General features: G+C 67.0%; 15 protein-coding genes. 8 read left to right on the top strand and 7 right to left on the bottom strand.

What is annotated here, in order from left to right; translation table 11 throughout:
• The 3 genes from QTI68_RS20720 to QTI68_RS20710 are packed head-to-tail and all read right to left on the bottom strand — an operon-like array spanning window position 1 to window position 3,153.
• Entirely contained in the window at window positions 1–921 is a 921-nt protein-coding gene (locus QTI68_RS20720) for a bile acid:sodium symporter family protein (protein WP_286524015.1), read from the bottom strand.
• 11 nt (window positions 922–932) lie between these two features.
• Window positions 933–2,264 (bottom strand): flavin-containing monooxygenase, encoded by a 1,332-nt coding sequence (locus QTI68_RS20715; RefSeq protein ID WP_286524013.1) that lies wholly within the window; start codon window positions 2,262–2,264, stop codon window positions 933–935.
• A gap of 34 nt (window positions 2,265–2,298) precedes the next feature.
• Window positions 2,299–3,153, bottom strand: a complete 855-nt coding sequence (locus tag QTI68_RS20710) for an SDR family oxidoreductase (protein WP_286524012.1) — start codon at window positions 3,151–3,153, stop codon at window positions 2,299–2,301.
• 92 nt (window positions 3,154–3,245) lie between these two features.
• Here QTI68_RS20710 and QTI68_RS20705 point away from each other — a divergent pair, with 92 nt between their 5' ends.
• Entirely contained in the window at window positions 3,246–4,037 is a 792-nt protein-coding gene (locus QTI68_RS20705) for an IclR family transcriptional regulator (RefSeq protein WP_286524011.1), read from the top strand.
• 6 nt (window positions 4,038–4,043) lie between these two features.
• Here QTI68_RS20705 and QTI68_RS20700 read toward each other — a convergent pair whose 3' ends face one another.
• Window positions 4,044–4,979, bottom strand: coding sequence for a LysR family transcriptional regulator (locus QTI68_RS20700; protein ID WP_286524009.1), 936 nt, complete (start codon window positions 4,977–4,979; stop codon window positions 4,044–4,046).
• Between the two features lie 83 nt (window positions 4,980–5,062).
• Between QTI68_RS20700 and QTI68_RS20695 the strand changes: the two genes are divergently transcribed.
• The 3 genes from QTI68_RS20695 (at window position 5,063) to QTI68_RS20685 (ending at window position 8,893) form a co-directional block, all read left to right on the top strand.
• Window positions 5,063–6,088 (top strand): Bug family tripartite tricarboxylate transporter substrate binding protein, encoded by a 1,026-nt coding sequence (locus QTI68_RS20695; RefSeq protein ID WP_286524008.1) that lies wholly within the window; start codon window positions 5,063–5,065, stop codon window positions 6,086–6,088.
• The gene (locus QTI68_RS20690) at window positions 6,085–7,320 is read left to right on the top strand and encodes an aromatic ring-hydroxylating dioxygenase subunit alpha (protein ID WP_286524007.1); all 1,236 of its coding nucleotides are present in this window, start codon (window positions 6,085–6,087) and stop codon (window positions 7,318–7,320) included. Before QTI68_RS20695 ends, QTI68_RS20690 begins: the two co-directional genes overlap by 4 nt.
• 295 nt (window positions 7,321–7,615) lie before the next feature.
• Window positions 7,616–8,893, top strand: coding sequence for an EAL domain-containing response regulator (locus QTI68_RS20685; RefSeq protein WP_286524006.1), 1,278 nt, complete (start codon window positions 7,616–7,618; stop codon window positions 8,891–8,893).
• Here QTI68_RS20685 and QTI68_RS20680 read toward each other — a convergent pair.
• Complete coding sequence (locus QTI68_RS20680; protein ID WP_286524005.1) at window positions 8,890–9,492, bottom strand: hypothetical protein; 603 nt, start codon at window positions 9,490–9,492, stop codon at window positions 8,890–8,892. The genes QTI68_RS20685 and QTI68_RS20680 overlap by 4 nt on opposite strands.
• 256 nt (window positions 9,493–9,748) lie before the next feature.
• Between QTI68_RS20680 and QTI68_RS20675 the strand changes: the two genes are divergently transcribed.
• From QTI68_RS20675 to QTI68_RS20660, 4 genes are read left to right on the top strand one after another with little or no spacing between them, the layout of a single operon-like run.
• A complete protein-coding gene (locus QTI68_RS20675; RefSeq protein WP_286524004.1) occupies window positions 9,749–10,762 on the top strand; it encodes a radical SAM/SPASM domain-containing protein in 1,014 nt (337 codons plus the stop codon).
• A gap of 37 nt (window positions 10,763–10,799) precedes the next feature.
• The gene (locus QTI68_RS20670) at window positions 10,800–11,027 is read left to right on the top strand and encodes a PqqD family protein (RefSeq protein ID WP_286524003.1); all 228 of its coding nucleotides are present in this window, start codon (window positions 10,800–10,802) and stop codon (window positions 11,025–11,027) included.
• Window positions 11,024–11,599 (top strand): hypothetical protein, encoded by a 576-nt coding sequence (locus QTI68_RS20665; protein WP_286524002.1) that lies wholly within the window; start codon window positions 11,024–11,026, stop codon window positions 11,597–11,599. The genes QTI68_RS20670 and QTI68_RS20665 overlap by 4 nt, the downstream gene beginning before the upstream one ends.
• Window positions 11,596–12,402 carry a M8 family metallopeptidase gene (locus QTI68_RS20660; RefSeq protein ID WP_286524001.1) on the top strand — a complete coding sequence of 269 codons (807 nt, stop codon included), beginning with the start codon at window positions 11,596–11,598 and terminating at the stop codon, window positions 12,400–12,402. Before QTI68_RS20665 ends, QTI68_RS20660 begins: the two co-directional genes overlap by 4 nt.
• Here QTI68_RS20660 and QTI68_RS20655 read toward each other — a convergent pair.
• On the bottom strand, window positions 12,321–15,464 hold the full coding sequence (locus QTI68_RS20655; protein ID WP_286524000.1) for an AAA family ATPase: 3,144 nt from the start codon (window positions 15,462–15,464) through the stop codon (window positions 12,321–12,323). The two genes, QTI68_RS20660 and QTI68_RS20655, sit on opposite strands and share 82 nt — an antisense overlap.
• Before the next feature lie 194 nt (window positions 15,465–15,658).
• A complete protein-coding gene (locus QTI68_RS20650) occupies window positions 15,659–16,057 on the bottom strand; it encodes a DUF488 domain-containing protein (protein ID WP_286523999.1) in 399 nt (132 codons plus the stop codon).
• Between the last annotated feature and the right edge of the window lie 25 nt (window positions 16,058–16,082).

Below are 16,082 nucleotides of genomic sequence, written 5' to 3'. Positions count from 1 at the left end.
TCAGGCCGAACGCGCGGCCGGTGAAGACAGGGGGCGGCGCGCCCACCAGGCGGCGAGCCCGAGGCCCGCGACGATATCCCAGAAGCCCCAGACGCCGGCGACCACCGCCATGCCGCCGAGGCCGCCGAAGAAACTGAAGATCAGCACCAGCCCGAGGCCGGCGTTGCGGATGCCCACTTCGAAGCTGACCGCGCGGCGGTCGTACTCCGCGAGCCCGGTGGCCGTGGCGCAGGCATAGCCGGTGGCGAAGGCCAGCGCGTCATGCAGTACCACCGCCAGCAGCACCAGGCTCACGTAGTCGAGGAAGTAGCGCCAGTTGCCGGCGATCGCCGCCAGGATGAAGCCGATCAGGCACACGAAGCTCAGGATGCGCGCCGGCTTCTTGATGCGCTCGGTGAGCCGCGGCAGGTAGTGCGAGCAGGCCAGCCCGATGACGAAGGGCGCGCCGATGATGGCGACGATGTGCAGCACCATCTCGGCCGGATCGAGCGCGATGGTCTTGAGCAGCGCGGACGCGGTCGGGTGCAGCCCGCCCCAGAAGGCGAAGTTGAGCGGCATCACGACGATCGAGATCAGGTTCGAGATCGCGGTCATCGACACCGACAGCGCCACGTTGCCGCCGGCGCGGTGGGTCAGGATGTTCGACACGTTGCCCGGCGGGCAGCAGGCCACCAGGATCATGCCCAGCGCGATGCTCGGCGCCGGATTCAGCAGCAGCGTCAGGCAGAAAGTGACCGCCGGCAGCACGATGAACTGCGCCGCGATGCCGACCGCCATCGCCACCGGCATCCGTGCCACGCGCTTGAAGTCGGCGATGCGGGTGTCCAGCGCGATGCCGAACATCAGGAAGCCGAGCACTGCGTTGAGCGCGATCAGCGAGGCCGGGTTGAAGTTGAGGCGGACCTCGTCGACAGGCAGCATGTGCGGCTTTCTCAGGCCAGCGTCGCGGCGGCTTCACGCACGGCGCGGCGATAGGCGTCCTTGTTGACGTAGTAGGCCATGCGTTCGAGCTTCAGGTAGCTGTAGCCGCCCGACAGGTCGGGCGTCGGGCCGGCCTTGGCCTGCTTCATCGCGGCTGCCTGCGGCCGGCCTTCGGACTGCGCCTTGAAGTAGCGCGCAACCAGTTCGGCCTGCTCGTAGCGGCCCTGCCAGCCGATGCCGCTGGCCTCGATCATGCCGAGCACCGCCAGGTTGTCGAAGCCTGGCGCGAAGATGTTGAGGTAGAGCTTGGGCGCCATGCCCTGCCAGTTGAGCCAGGTGCGGTCGATGAACGGATAGTGCAGCTTGTAGCCGGTGGCGCACAGGATGAGGTCGTAGTCGCGCGCGCTGCCGTCCTTGAAGTGCACCGTGCGGCCATCGAGCCGGGCGATGTCGGCGCGCACGCCGATGTCGCCATGGCCGATGTGGTGCAGCACCAGCGAGTTCACCACCGGATGCGACTCGTACATGCGGTAGTCCGGCTTCGGGAAGCCGAAGCGCACCGGGTCGCCGGTGAACCACTTGAGCACCTTGGCGTCGAGCCGCTGCTTGATCCAGGCCGGCAGCGGCCGCTTGCCGCCGAGCGTGTCGGCCGGCTTGCCGAAGATGTACTTGGGCACGAAGTAGTAGCCGCGCCGCACCGAGATGTCGACGCTCTTCGCGTAGTGCACCGCATCGACCGCGATGTCGCAGCCGCTGTTGCCGGCACCCACCACCAGCACGCGCTTGTCCTCGAACAGCCGCGCATGCTTGTAGGCCGAGGTGTGCAGCAGCTCGCCGTCGAAGCGGCCTTCGAAGCGCGGCATGCTGGGCTCGGACAGGGTGCCGTTGGCGATGATCACGCCCTTGTACTCGGCGCTCTCGATGCGGCCGTTGCCGGCGTCCACGCTCACGCGCCAGAGCGTCGACGCGCTCTCGGTCACCGGCTCGACGCGGATCACGCGGGTGCCGAAGCGGAAGTGGCGGCGCAGGTCGAAATGGTCGGCGAAGTCGCTGAAGTAGCGGCTCAGTTCGGTGTGGCTCGGATAGTCGGCCACGCTGTCGGCCATCGGGAACTCGGCGAACTCTGTCGTGCGCTTGGACGAGATGAGGTGGGCCGACTGGTAGACCGTGCTGCGCGGATTGCCGATGTTCCAGAGCCCGCCGACGTCGTCGTAGGCCTCGAAGCCCTGGAAGGGAATGCCCAGCTTCTGCAGGTTGCGCGCGCCCGCCAGTCCCGAGGGGCCGGCGCCGATCAGGGCGATTTGCTGGTGCGAGGGCACGGGTGCGGACACAGGTTGGCTCACGAAAGAAGACTCCGGCGAAATGGGAAACGGGCGCTCAGCGCGCGCTGGGTTCGGTGGGGGATGCGGGCGCGCGCGGCGCTGCGCTGGCGGACAAGCCCGGAATCGGCGTGGCACCCGGCTCGCCGGCGCGCGGCTTGCGCGGCTGGCGCAGCAGCAACGCATCGTGCCATGCATCGGGCAGCAGGCCGAGCGCATTCGACAACCAGCCCAGACGGCGCGGCAGCACCAGTTGCGCCTGCCCCTGGCCGAGGGCGCCCAGGATCGCGCGGGCCGCGGCCTCGGGCGCCATCAGCCCCGGCATCGCGAATCGGTTGCCTGCCGTCAGCGCGGTGCGCAGGTAGCCCGGGCTCACGGTGCAGACCCGCACGCCGCTCGCGCGCAATTCGGCGCGCAAGCTCTCCAGGTAGCGGAGCAGGCCGCCCTTGCTGGCGCAGTAGGCACCGTTGCCCGGCAGGCCGCGGCGGCCCGCCAGGCTGGCGATGCCGGCCAGCGTGCCGTGGCCGCGCTCGCGCATCGCGGCCACGAAGGGCTGGAAGGTGGTGGCGACGCCGAGCAGGTTGATCTCGAGGATGCGGCGAAACACCGCCAGGTCCGAGGCCTGCGCGGTGTCGTAGCCGCCCGCCACGCCGGCGTTGGCGATCACGGCGTCGGGCGTGCCGAAGCGACGGGTCCAGTCCGCGGCCATCGCCTGCATCGCGACACTGTCGCTGACGTCCGGCGTGTAGACCGCGCACCGGCCCGGGGCCGTGGCGGCCAGCGCGTCGAGCGTGGCGCGGTCGAGCCCGACCAGCGCGACCCGGGCGCCGCGGCCCAGGGCTTCGGCCGCCAAGGCGCGGCCCAGGCCGCCGCAGGCGCCCGTGATGACCAGGTTGTCCAGGGGAATATTCATTGAGATCGGAATGTCACTGCTGGGTACTTTATCGAATTTGCTGCAAAATCTCGGAATTATTCTTTAATTAGTCTCGATTTTCGAGATTTCAGATGAGTTCTTCCTATTCTTCGTCCGTGCCCGACGAGGCCGAACAGGCTGCGACGCCCGGGCTCCGCCTGCTCCAGTTGCTGGAGCTGGTGTGCTCCGCGCCCGAGCCGCAGACCCTGGTCGATGTGGTGCGCCTGAGCGGCCAGCCCAAGCCGTCGGTGCACCGGATGCTGCAGCAGCTCGAGGCTGGCGGCCTGCTGGCGCGCGGCGGCGACGGCCGCCGCTATGCGATCACGCCGCGCCTGATGCGCTTTGCCGAGACCGTGCTTCGCAGCAGCAGCTCGACCGGCGTGCGGCACGCGGTGCTGCGCCAGCTGGTGGCCGACGTGGGCGAGACCTGCAACCTGACGGCGCTGTCGGGCGCCGAGGTGATCTACCTCGACCGGGTCGAGACGGCCTTCCCGCTGCGGCTCGAGCTCGGGCCCGGCTCGCGTGTGCCGCTGCACTGCTCGGCCAGCGGCAAGCTGTTCCTGGCCCATCTGCCGAAGGCCCAGCGCGAGCGCCTGCTCGACGGGCTCCAGTACCAGCGCTACACCGCCCACACCCTGCGTTCGCGCGAAGCGCTGGAAGCCGAGCTCGACCAGATCCGGCGCGACGGCCATTCGGTCGACGCGGAGGAGTTCATCGACGGGCTGGTGTGTGTCGCGGTGCCGGTGCGTGACGAGCCTCAGGGCCCGGTGCGCTGCGCCGTGGCCCTGCAGGCGCCGGCGGTGCGGATGCCGCTTTCGGCTGCGCTGCAGCGACTGGACACGCTGCGCTCGGCGGCCCAGGGGATCGCGCGGGCGATGCGCTGAGGCCGGCTACCCACGCCAGGTCGGCGGCGACGTCGCCCCCCGGCCGAACCGCAGCAGCCGTTCCTTGATCCACTGGACGCCCGCATCCGCGTCGGCCCGCTTGTTCCAGCAGGCGAGGAGGCGGTAGGTCGGCAGCGCGAACGGCAAGGGCATGATCTTCAACACATGGCCGAAGCGGTGCGCCACCCGGTACGGCATCACGGCCACGTGGTCGCTCTGGGCCAGCAGGTCGGCGATCTGCGCCAGGCTCGTCATGGCGACGCGCGTGGTGCGCTCGCGGTCCAGCCCGCGCAAGATTGCATCGATCTGCTCGTCGAGCGCCGAGCTCCCGTAGCCCAGGAAGACGTGCGGCGCAGCACAGAAGCTGTCGAGCGTCACGCCGTGCTCGAACGCCGGATGGCCGATCCGCGCCACGAACACGTAGTGGTCGTCGTAGACCGGTTCGGATTCGCAGTCGTCGGGAGGCTGCTGCCGCGGAATCAGCGCGATGTCGAACTCGCCCTTGTGCAGGCGTTCCGACACGGTCAGGAACGAACTGGTCTCCCAGAACACGCGAATGCCCGACCCGATGCGCGCGAGCTCGTTGACCAGCGGGGGCAGCATGACGTGGCTCGCGTTCTCGCCGCCGAAGATGCGGAAGATGCGCTGCGAGCTGGCGGGATCGAAGGCGCCCTCCGGTTCGAGCAGTTGCGACAGGTCGGCCAGCAGCCGCTCGACCTGGGGCGCGAGCTGCCTGGCGCGCAAGGTCGGCAGCACGCCGTGCGCGGTCCGCGTGAAGAGCGGGTCGCCGAAGGTGTCGCGCAGCCGGCCGAGCGACGCGCTCACTGCCGGCTGGGTCAGGAACAGCCGCCTGGCGGCCCGCGAGACGCTGCCTTCGCGCATCAGCGCATCGAAGGTCCTGAGCATGCCGACGTCGAGGCTGCGGATATCACGGGTGGCCATATCTCATATCAAAAGCTTTGAATTGCGTGGCGCGCCAGGGGCACGTAGGGTCGCCCCTCGACACACAACGACAAGGAGACACGATGAATCGTTTCGATCCGCGGGATTGCGCGCCCGGCACCCGCCGCCAGGTGCTCCGCGCGGCGACAGCCACTCTAGCAGCGCTGGTCCTGGCGGGCGTCGCGGCGCCGGCGCTGGCGCAGCAGGCCCAGGCCTTTCCGGGCCGCGCCATCAAGATCATTCCGTTCGGCTCCGGCGGCGGGCCGATCGACGTCATCGCCCGCGTCTACGCCGAAAAGCTCAAGCAGCGCTGGGGACAGCCCGTGATCGTCGACGCCAGGCCCGGTGCCAGCGGCACCATCGCGGCCGATGCGGTCGCCAAGGCAGCGCCCGACGGCTACACGGTGCTGATGACCTTGTCGCTCACGCACATCAACAACGTCATCCTCCAGACCAAGCTGCCCTACGACCCGTTGAAGGACTTCCAGCCGCTGTCCCAGCTCGCCACCGGTGGCCCGATGCTGATCGTTCGCGCGTCGGCACCCTACGCCAACCTCAAGGAATTCGTGGCCTATGCGAAGGCGCACAAGGGCATCACCTACGGCACCTGGGGCAATGGCTCGACCGCGCACCTGTTCGGCGAACTGCTCAACAGCGAGAACGACCTGGGCCTGGTGCATGTGCCGTATAAGGCCGAGGCCGCGGCACACAACGACATGTTCGGCCAATCGCTGGACATCGCCTGGGCCAATCCGTCGACCGCGCGCGGCCTGGCGCAGGCCGGCAAGATCAAGGTGCTGGGCATCACGGGATCGCGGCGGATCCGCTCGATGCCCGACGTGCCGACCTTCACCGAACAGGGCTTCAAGGGCTTCGACCTCGACAGCTGGATCGGCGTCTACGCCCCGGGGCGCACGCCGAAGCCGATCGTCGACGAGTGGGCCACGGCGCTGCAGGAGATCACCCGGATGCCCGAGGTCCAGGAGCGCCTGTCGGCCTTCGGCTTCGAGGCGCTCGGCAACACGCCGGCCGAATTCCTTGCCAACTACAAGGCCGACTTTCCACGCGTCGCGGACCTGATCAAGGCCGCAGGAGTGACCCCCGAATGAACACCAGCGCATCCCCCACCGCCGACGCGCAGGCCGACAGCGAATGGCAGCCCATCGCCTTCGACAACGGCACCGCCTACGGCCGCAAGCCGCCGAGCCACAAGCGCGAACTGACCGAGGTCGGCGCCGGCACGCCGATGGGCGAGCTGCTGCGCCGCTACTGGCACCCTATCGGCCTGGCGGCCGATGCCGGCGACACGCCGCGGCCCGTGCGCGTGCTCGGCGAGGACCTGATCCTCTTCCGCGACAAGACCGGCCGTCCGGGCCTGGTGCATCCGCGCTGTGCGCACCGCGGCGCCTCGCTGTACTACGGGCGGGTCGAGGAGGGCGGGATCCGCTGCTGCTACCACGGCTGGCTGTTCGATGTGGAGGGCCATTGCGTGGACCAGCCCTGCGAGCCCGACAACGGCGCCCGCAGCCGGGGCCGGGTCCGCCAGCCCTGGTATCCGGTCGAGGAGCTCTACGGCATGGTCTGGGCCTACCTGGGTCCGCCCGACAAGAAGCCTGTGCTGCCGCGCTACGAATGCCTCGAACAGCTCGACGAGGGCGAATTCATCGAGGCCAACGACCAGAGCATCGGCGGCGGCGGTCCGCAGATCGTTCCGTGCAACTGGCTGCAGCACTACGAGAACGTGGCCGATCCCTTCCACGTGCCGGTGCTGCACGGCAGCTTCAGCGGCGTGCAGTTCGTGGCGCAGATGGGCCTGATGCCCGAGGTGACATTCGAGTCCACCGACACCGGCGTGCTGATCACCTCGATCCGCAAGCTGGAGGACGGCAACACCTTCAGGCGCGTCACCGGCGCGATGCTGCCGACCTTGCGCGTGGTGCCCAACCCGCGCGTGGCGGCCTACGGCCGGGTCGAATCGATCGGCTGGGTGCTGCCGATCGACGACCACAGCTTTCGCATCTACACGGCGGGTCGGGTCAGGCGGCATGGCGAGCTCGCGAGCGTGCGGTCGCGGCTCAACGGCAGGTTGTGGGAGGAACTCGACGAGGCCGAGCACCGCGACTTTCCGGGCGACTACGAGGCGCAGGTGAGCCAGGGCGCGATCACGGCCCATTCCGAGGAGCACCTGGCGTCGTCCGACCGCGGCATCGTCATGCTGCGGCGGCTGCTCCAGCGCCAGCTCGACGGCCTGGCGCAGGGCCTCGACCCGGCGGGCGTCAGCTTCGATCCGGCGGCGCCGCCGGTGCATTTCGAGGCCGGCAATTTCCTGCTGCGCGAGTGAGCACCACCTGACGCCAATGGGGTTATGCGGGAGGTCTTCGGCAAAGAGCTAGGGTTTACCCGAAAATTGAGGTCTCTTGACCCCTGGAATGCCTGTATGTTGACTCTCCTGTTCGTTCTCGGCGCAGCCGGTGCCCTGGTTGTGCACGGTGTCCGGACGTCAAAGGTGGTCGACGAATCGAACTGACCGCCCCCGCATGTCTCCTCCGCTGTCGTCCTGGCAGCGGCCTCAGGCCTCGTACATCCGTGTACGGGGCCTTTTTGCTTTTGGGGACCTTGCAGTAGCCTCGGCAGTCATGACGAATTCTGGCGATCCCGGCGACTCCTTGCCTTGCCGGCTCGACGGCGGCGACGTCGATGCCGGGCAGCCGGGCATCCTGCTGGTCGACGACCATCCCCTGATGCTCGCCACCCAAGCCCGACTGCTGGCTGGCATGGGGTATCGGCGCGTCGGCACCGCGATCAGCGCCGAGGCCGCCCTGGCCCTGATGCGCGCCGATCCTGGCGCCGTCGACGTGCTCATCTGCGACTTGAACATGCCCGGCATGGACGGCATCGAGTTGCTCCGGATCCTCGACCAGCAGGGCTTCGGCGGCGGCGTGATCCTGTTGAGCGGCGAGGGGGCCCGCGTGCTGCAGACCGTGCAGCGCCTGCTGGGCCGGGGTCGGCTGGTCCTGCTCGGGGCGCTCGAGAAGCCGGCCAGCCGCGAGGGAATGCGGGGGCTGCTCGACGACTGGAAATCCCGCGCCGCTTCGCGCCCCGCGGCGAGGGCGCAGCCCCCCTTCACCGAGGACGACCTGCGAACGGCGCACAGGCTGGGCCAGTGGGTGCTGCACTACCAGCCCAAGGTGGACCTGGGCAATGGATCGCTGGCCAGCCTGGAGGCGTTGATTCGTTGGCAGCACCCGGCGCAGGGGCTGGTGATGCCGGACCGCTTCATCGACCTGGCAGAGGCCAGCGGACTTATCGACCCGATGACCGAGTGGGCCCTGCGCGAGGCCCTGGCGCAGATCGCACGCTGGCGCACCGCCGGCCTCGGCACGCGGGTGGCGGTGAACGTGTCGATGGCCAGCCTGGGCGCGCCCGACTTCGCCAACCGGGTGGTCGCGATCGTGAACGAGATGGGCATGCAGCCCGGGGACCTGATCCTGGAGGTCACCGAGAGCCGGTTGGGCGCGTCGTCGACGACGCCGCTCGAGAATCTCGTGCGGCTGCGCGTGCAGCGGTTCGGGCTGTCGATCGACGACTTCGGCACCGGGCACTCGTCGCTGGCGCAGTTGCGCGACATCCCGTTCACTGAACTGAAGGTCGACCGCGGCTTCGTGCGCGGTGCGCGCACCAACGCGGTCATCCGCCCGATCCTCGAAGGGAGCATCGAGATGGCCAGGCGCCTCGGGATGCAGTCGGTGGCCGAGGGCGTCGAGACGGAGGACGACTGGCGGCTGCTCCAGGAGGTGGGCTGCCACCTGGCCCAGGGCTATTTCATCGCCCGTCCGATGCCTCCGGAGCAGGTCGTCGATTGGCTGGCGGCCTGGACGGCCCGGCGCCCGGCGCTGGTCGCGAACCCCGGCTAGCGGCGTTCGCGCGTGCAGAACGCGGCCGCGGCCGTGGCGATCGGGTCGGCGCAGAAGGCCTCCACGTAGCGCCGGTCCGTGGCCTGGTCGTAGACCACGCCCTTCGAGATGTTGAGCAGGTCCTGGAACTCGAACTCGCCGTCATAGTCGAGGCCCATGAGGTCGCTGCGCCAGAACTCCACGGCGAGCACGCGTTCGCTGGTCACGAAACGCTCGATGCCCGTCGCCGGCATCCTGGCGACGAATCGGATGGTCGTGCCCTGTCCTTCGGAAAAGTACATCTGCAAGCCGCGCGAGATCACGAGCGCGCTCTTGGCCAGGTCGGTCAGGGCGCTGGCATCGTAGGTCGGCGTCGGCTGGTCCAGCACGATCTCCAGCGTGCCGGCGTCCTCGGCCAGCCCTTCCACCCGTCCGATGTGCGTGCTCAGGTCGCGGATGGACTGGGGATTCGAGACCCGCATCCGGTCGTCGTCGGGCATTCGAAAGGCGACGACGCACGCCAGGAAAATGGCGGCCAGGGCCGCGGTGATCGCGAGGTCGGTGCGCCATGCCGGGGTCGTGGGGAGGGGCGTCTTCGCGCCTTCCTTCGACTTCTTCATTCCTTCATCCATGTTGCTTTCGCGGGTCGCTTGCCGGCGTATTGATCGGTGAGGATATCCTGTTCGGCGCAGTCCTTCGTGAGGCTCGCGGCGTGACAAGATCGCCTCCTTGCGCCGGCTGATGTCACGAGGATGAGGCAGTCATGCTCTGCCAAGCGGAGCGTTGATCGGTATCCTTCCGCTTGTGGATTGACTTTCCATCTTGCGAGCCCAGAATCGCGTCCACGCCACACGGTTGGCATCGGATGGGATCGAGATGCATCCACGCTTCGACACACCCCCCAAGATGACGGTGTCCATCACCGACACGTGCAATCTCGACTGCGTTCATTGCTATGGCGATTGCAGCCACACCGAAGACCCCGAAGAGCTCGACATCGAGGACTGGATCCGCTTCGTCGACTACCTTCTGGCCAACGACTTCATCGAGCTCTACATCGAAGGCGGCGAAGCGACGTTGAAGCCAGGCTTCGATCGCCTCCTGGCTCACTGCGCGCGCAAGCTCATGACGATGGTGCGCACGCACGGCACCCTGCTCACGGCCGAGGTGGTCGATCAATGGAAGGAGTTCGGCGTGGGCCGGGTCTTCGTCGACGTCATGGGCGCGACTGCATCGACTCACGACGCACTGACCGGTGTGACAGGCAGTTTCGGCAAGGCCTGCAATGCCGTGCGCCAATTGGTGCGCGTGGGAATCCCGGCTGACATGCTGATCATCATGCACAGGCGCAACGTGGCCGAATTGCCGGCGTACCTGCAACTCGCCAAGACACTGGGGGCCGAGCGGGTCGGTTTGCTGCGGCTCTATCCGCTGGGGCGGGCGAAGCGGCGCTGGGCCGAGCTTGCGTTGTCGCTGGAAGAACAGGAAGCCGCCGTGGCTGGCCTGGTACCGCCTGAAGGACTCAAGCTGATGCAGTCCTGGCATCCGAACGATGCCAACTGCTGCTGGCAGGCCGCCACTGTCGATGCGCGCGGCAACTCGATCGGATGCCCGTACCTGCGCGAGTACGTGAACTTCGGCAATATCCGCACGGTCGAGTTCCTGGACACCTGGCGCAACGATCCGCTCTATCGCCTGCTTCGCTCGGGTCGCGTGGAGCAGTCGTCGTGCCCCGACTGTCACGCCAAGGAAGGCACCCAGGGTGGTTGCCGTTCGACGGCCTACGCCTTTCATGGGAGTTGGACCGCACCGGACCCCTTCTGCCATCGCAGCAACCACGGAGTGCAACTTGATGTCCTCCCGATCCGATTGCTATCGACGCTCTCATGATCTCCGTGTAAGGCCAGTTCCCGAACTCGGCTATTGCATGGTTTTCACTCCGGCGAATCCGAACGTCTACACGTTGAACGCAGCCGCGTGGCTCCTGCTCGAGCTCTGCGACGGGCAGGACGTCGAATCGCTGCTTGCCGAATTCCGCGCGGTGTATGCCGACCAGGGCGCAGGCGAGGCGCCCGACGTCAAACAGATCATCGAGGATCTCCAGGGCAAGGGGATCCTCTCCCGGCAGTTGACCAAAGAGGAGAGCACGCCATGACCCATCGAAATTCCCTTGAAGCCGCCAAGAAGCTCGTTCGTCGGGGCGCTGGCCAGGAAGCGCCCAGCGCAGAGGCCTTCGTGCCCGAGATCCGATCGAACATCAAGTGGAAGCCGACGACGCTGACGGTTCAGCCGCTCAGGCCCGACGCGATGGTGAAGATCGTCTGGAACTTCGGTGTCCCCTTCGCCCAACTGGAGGGCTTCCACGACTGGCTGGCTACGAACGAGGTCAACCTGGCGAACGCTTGCAACAACGCCACCGGCGGGGTGGCTCACTACCTTGGAACCTATCTGCACATCGACACCGGTGCGCCGCGCTACCAGTCGGAGTGGGGACTGGCCAACGACACCACGGCCGAGGCGGTACTGGAGAACGCATTGCAAAGCCCGCAGCAACAGCAACTCCGGGATCTCACGAAAGTCCTGAGAGGCTACTGGTCACGCGATCCCAACGCCACCGATCATCGCTTCGGCCTGGCCCGCAACTACATCAATCTCAATTCGCTCCCGAGCGGCGGCGCGTTCTGGGACGTCACGATGCTTTCGCGAACCGAGCAGCCACTGCCATGACGCCGTTCAGTATCCGGTGGGTCTACAACCGGTTGCCGCCTTTGTCCGACGAGGACATCGCACGCGTCAAGCAGCTTTACTTCGAGAACGCCGGCAAGCGCTGGGGCTATGTGTTGAAGGGCTGGCCGACTCGGGTCGATGGAATGCCGCTGCAGCTTCCGGGCAACCGCCCCTTCACTGAGATCGAGATTCAGGTGAACTTCGAGTACTTCAGCCAGGACAAGAACGCGGTCGCCCGCGTTCCTGGCGCGACGATGCAGCGGCTCAAGCCCTCTACGAACCAGCCCTGGAATTTTCCTTTCCTGGCAGCGTTGAACATCGACCTCAATGACCTGACATCCCTGCTGATGGATCGCGCGAGGTTCTTCGACACGATCGTGCACGAAGTCGGGCATGTGCTGGGCATCGGAACCCGCTGGAACGATGCGGTCCCGACGCCTCCCCTGGTTCGCAATATCGCCGGACGCTACCGCTACGTCGGGCCCCATGCCTGCCAGGCATATGCGGGCCTGATGGGGTGGTCGTACACCGGGTCACCTCCCGGCATCCCCCTCGACCCGGAGCAAACCGGCACCACCTCTGCGTACCATTGGGGGGAGGTGGAGTTGCCATTCGAAATGATGTCCTCGACGCTGGATACGCCCACCGTCGCCACGCTCGCCGGTGGCGGCGGCAGCAACATCATCAGCAAGGTCAGCGTCGGAGCTCTGCAGGACCTGGGCTATGTGGTCGATATGCTGGCCGCGGAACCGTTGCCGGTGGGGTTCACGCCGCCGGCGCCACCTCCACTGCCCTGGCCTTGAGCGAGCGTGATCGTCAGCGCTTCGACGGGCGCCGTGCCGAGGCCCGCAGATCGCAGCAATTGCGCGTGGAGCCGGTGCAGTTCGTCCGTATAGAAATAGCCTTCGGCCAGCAGTGGGTTGGCCAGGGCGAGTTCCACGGTCTTCAGCGCCTGCCCCAGGTCGCCCGCGGTGGCGTAGCTTTCGGCGAGGAGGGCAAGCGACGATGCCTCGAACAGCTTGGCGCCGGTAGCGCGGTAGCCATCCAATCCCTCGCGCAGCGTCGCGAGGCCGGCTGCATGTTGCCCCAGATGAACGAGCGCCCACCCTTGCAATGTCGCGCCCCACGAAGACCAGTACGGCATCCCGTGCTTGACCGCCAGTTCGACCCCCTCGCTCGCCAGGGCCAACGCGGTCTCGGGCTCGTGCCGCAGGCAATGCACCTTGGCCGACATGCACAGGGCGTAGGCCAGCGGCAGCGGACTCTGCAGTTCGCGTGCGAGTTCGAGGGCTTCCCGACTGCGTTCTATGGCCGTCTCGGGATGGCCTGCGAACCACTCCAGCAGCGCGGTATTGACGAAGCCGACGACCCATGGATGCGCGCCCAACGTGCGAACATGCGCTTGAGATTGCAACCGGTCGAACAGGGCCAGGGCGATCGACAGATGTTCGGCGCCCGAGGCGAGTTGCCCGTTGCAGAACAACGACCAACCCAGACAGCGATGCGACTGGGCGCGCCAAAGGCGTTCGTCCCTTTCCTCGGCGATGGCGACCAACTTCTCGCCCAGCGACACGGCCATCCGCAACGAGCCTCGCACTTGATAGAACGTGTGCAGGCCCATCAGTGCGGCATACAGTTGCTCCGTATCGCCCAAGGACTGGCACAGGTCGTGTGCGCGGGCGAACACTTCTTCGACCTCTTTGGCGGCATAGCCACAGGAGGCTGTGAGCGCGGAGCCCAGCGTGATGAGACAGGTCACTTCGCGTCCCACGTGCTCTTGCGGATTCGCTACGAGTTGCAGTTGTGCCAGCGCCAGCCGCAGATGGCTTGCCGCTTCCACATCGGCCGATGCCTGTAGCGCGTGCCGCCCCGCCAACTGCCAATAGTCGCAAGCCAACGTGGGCTTGCCGGCCGCGGCGTAGTGGTGTGCGGCAAGTTCCGGATGCCGCTCGGTCAGGTCCGCGAAGCGTTCGACCAGTACCGTTGCCGTACGCGAGTGATACTCGGCGCGCCGCGTCTTCAGGAGCGACAGGTAGGCGGCCTCTTGTACCAGCACATGTTTGAACACGAAGCTTGCGTTCGGCGGCAGGCCCCGCTGGAACAGCAGCTCCGCTTGAACCAGATCCGCGAGCGACTTCCGCAACGGCTCGTCCTCCATGTCGGAGACCAGGCGGATGAGGGTGTAGCTGAATTCCCTGCCGAGTACCGAAGCCACCTGGGCAACCCCTTTGGCAGCGCTCAGGTAGTCGAGACGGGCCGTCAGGGAGCCGCGAAGGGTTTCTGGGATGCTGACGGCTGCGCTTTCCGACTGTGACGGGAAGGACTCCCAATCTCCGCTGCCGCGCGCTTCGAGCAACACCTTCGTGAGTTCCTCGACGAACAGCGGCACACCGTCGCTGCGGGCGGCGATGCGTTGCAGGATCTCTTCGGGCAAAGGTGTAGAACCAGCGATGTGTTGCGCCAGGATGCGGGCTTCCGGCAGACCGACCCTGAAAAGCGTCAGCGCGCTCAAATGGGGATGCATGTTCCAAGGCGGCACGAACTCGTTGCGGTGCGTGAGCAACACCAGAATGCTGCGGCACTTGGCTTCCTCGATGAGCAGGCCCAGAAAGTCCAATGTCGATGCATCGGCCCAGTGCAAATCTTCGATGACCAGCACGACCGGCATATCGGGATCCGTTCCGAGCACCCACTGGAGCAGCCAGTCGAGCGAACGCTCCCGTTGGGCCCGCGCGGAGTCCTCCGCGCCGGGGGTGGGCACAGGCACCGTCAGCAGGTTGCCGATCAGCGGAAGGGCGTCCGGGGAGGGCACCCGACCCGATACGACGGCTGCCTGCAGGGCCGCGGCCTGTTCGCCGAACGATCGCTCGCGCTCGAGTCCAAGGCTGCGCTGCAGCAAGTCGATCATCGGATACAGCGCACTGTTGGCGAACTGCTCCTGGCACTGCGTCGTCAGGACCCTGCAGTGCGTGCGATCGGGCCTGGTCAGGAAGGCGTGCAGCAGGCGGGACTTTCCGATGCCGGGCTCTCCCTTTACCAGGACGACCTGACCTTGTCCCTGGCATGCGGAGGCCCAGCGCTGTTCGAGCAGAGAGAGTTCTTCATCACGGCTGATCAGCGGCACGAGCGCCCGCCCGTCGAACTGTTCAATCGTACTCGCAGGACCGCGTTGGCCGATGACCCGGAACACTTCGACGGGCCGCGGCAATCCCTTGAGGTCGATCTGCCCGAGCGCTTCGGCCTCGAATTGCCGCTCCACCAGGCTGTGGGTGGTTGCGCTCACGTAGAGGCAGTCGGGCGGAGCCAGTTCCTGCAGGCGACGTGCGACGTTGGGCGTCTGGCCCACGACGCGAGGCCCGCCGTTGCCATCGACTTCACTGCCGCCTGCTATCACCTCGCCTGTGTGGATGCCGATGTGGACGGCGAGGCGACACCCGAACCTCGCTCCCAACTGGGCGACCGCCGTGACGATCTCGAGTGCGGCATGCACGGCGCGCAGCGCGTCGTCGTCGTGCGCTGCCGGATAGCCGAAGTAGACCCGCAGCGAGTCGCCTTCCTCGCGGTCGACGAAGGCGCGGTAGCGCTTGAAGATTGCGTTGCAGAGTTCGAAATAAGCGCCGAGGATTTCTCCGAAGTCTTCCGGGTCCATGCTTGCCGACAGCGCGGTGGACCCGGCAAGGTCGCAAAACAGGATCGTCAATTGGCGTCTTTCGCGCTGCAACGCGGCACTCGCGAACTCCTGCGCGGTCACGTCCGTGCGGCTCGTTCCGGGGTCGGTCGGCAAGGCCCGCCCGCATCGCCCGCAGAATCGAAACTCAGCGGGTGACTGGAAGCTGCATGCGCTGCAGACGAGCGTGAATGTCATGAGATCGGGAGCAACCGCGATCGTGGTGCTCTGTCGGTTGCGAGGATCGCGACAAGCGCAGGGCTGCGGGGCCGGGCTTGCGGGCGTTGGTTCAGGGCCGGAGCTTGCACTTCACCTCCTGGTGCCGTCTCATGGGACGGACCCATGCGCAGTATAGATGCGAGTCTTTGCAGCGTGGGCTCTGCTGCGCTCCTTCAATCCGCCACATCCGCCCCGCGTTCCAACAGCAACGCCCGCAGGAAGGACCGATGGCAACGCGCTTCGTCCTCGCAGTAGCAGCCGACCGACAACGCCGTCTGGTGCGACAACGCTGCCAGCAGGTCCAGGCTGCGGCTGGCGTCCGCCTCGGTCATCTCGCTCTTGTATTTGCGCCCGAAGGCGGCCCATTGGGCGGGCACGCCCGAAGCCTGGGCGGCCTGGGCCTGCTTCATCGTCTCGACCGAAGGCGCCAGGTTCGGATACCAGACGTCATACCAGTTCTGCGACGCGAATTCGGACTTGGGGACGCCGCGCGGCGGCCGGCGAACGGTGCCGATGCGCAGGCCCTCGCCCGGTGCGCGGTCGCTGCCGAGGCGAACAATGCGAATGGCCATGGTGTCGTTCCTCTCCTTTGTCGTT

The sequence above is a fragment of the Variovorax sp. J31P207 genome (genome assembly GCF_030316965.1).
GTDB classification, from domain to species: domain Bacteria; phylum Pseudomonadota; class Gammaproteobacteria; order Burkholderiales; family Burkholderiaceae_C; genus Variovorax; species Variovorax ginsengisoli_B.
The sequence above is the reverse complement of the archived record's forward strand: the minus strand, read 5'-3'. Positions and strand labels throughout refer to the sequence as shown.

Coding starts and splice junctions, on each gene's coding strand:
- QTI68_RS20720 (WP_286524015.1), bottom strand. CDS start 921: ATGCTGCCTGTCGACGAGGTCCGCCTCAACTTCAACCCGGCCTCGCTG.
- QTI68_RS20710 (WP_286524012.1), bottom strand. CDS start 3,153: ATGAATATTCCCCTGGACAACCTGGTCATCACGGGCGCCTGCGGCGGC.
- QTI68_RS20705 (WP_286524011.1), top strand. CDS start 3,246: ATGAGTTCTTCCTATTCTTCGTCCGTGCCCGACGAGGCCGAACAGGCT.
- QTI68_RS20700 (WP_286524009.1), bottom strand. CDS start 4,979: ATGGCCACCCGTGATATCCGCAGCCTCGACGTCGGCATGCTCAGGACC.
- QTI68_RS20695 (WP_286524008.1), top strand. CDS start 5,063: ATGAATCGTTTCGATCCGCGGGATTGCGCGCCCGGCACCCGCCGCCAG.
- QTI68_RS20690 (WP_286524007.1), top strand. CDS start 6,085: ATGAACACCAGCGCATCCCCCACCGCCGACGCGCAGGCCGACAGCGAA.
- QTI68_RS20685 (WP_286524006.1), top strand. CDS start 7,616: ATGACGAATTCTGGCGATCCCGGCGACTCCTTGCCTTGCCGGCTCGAC.
- QTI68_RS20680 (WP_286524005.1), bottom strand. CDS start 9,492: ATGAAGAAGTCGAAGGAAGGCGCGAAGACGCCCCTCCCCACGACCCCG.
- QTI68_RS20675 (WP_286524004.1), top strand. CDS start 9,749: ATGCATCCACGCTTCGACACACCCCCCAAGATGACGGTGTCCATCACC.
- QTI68_RS20670 (WP_286524003.1), top strand. CDS start 10,800: ATGGTTTTCACTCCGGCGAATCCGAACGTCTACACGTTGAACGCAGCC.
- QTI68_RS20665 (WP_286524002.1), top strand. CDS start 11,024: ATGACCCATCGAAATTCCCTTGAAGCCGCCAAGAAGCTCGTTCGTCGG.
- QTI68_RS20660 (WP_286524001.1), top strand. CDS start 11,596: ATGACGCCGTTCAGTATCCGGTGGGTCTACAACCGGTTGCCGCCTTTG.
- QTI68_RS20655 (WP_286524000.1), bottom strand. CDS start 15,464: ATGACATTCACGCTCGTCTGCAGCGCATGCAGCTTCCAGTCACCCGCT.
- QTI68_RS20650 (WP_286523999.1), bottom strand. CDS start 16,057: ATGGCCATTCGCATTGTTCGCCTCGGCAGCGACCGCGCACCGGGCGAG.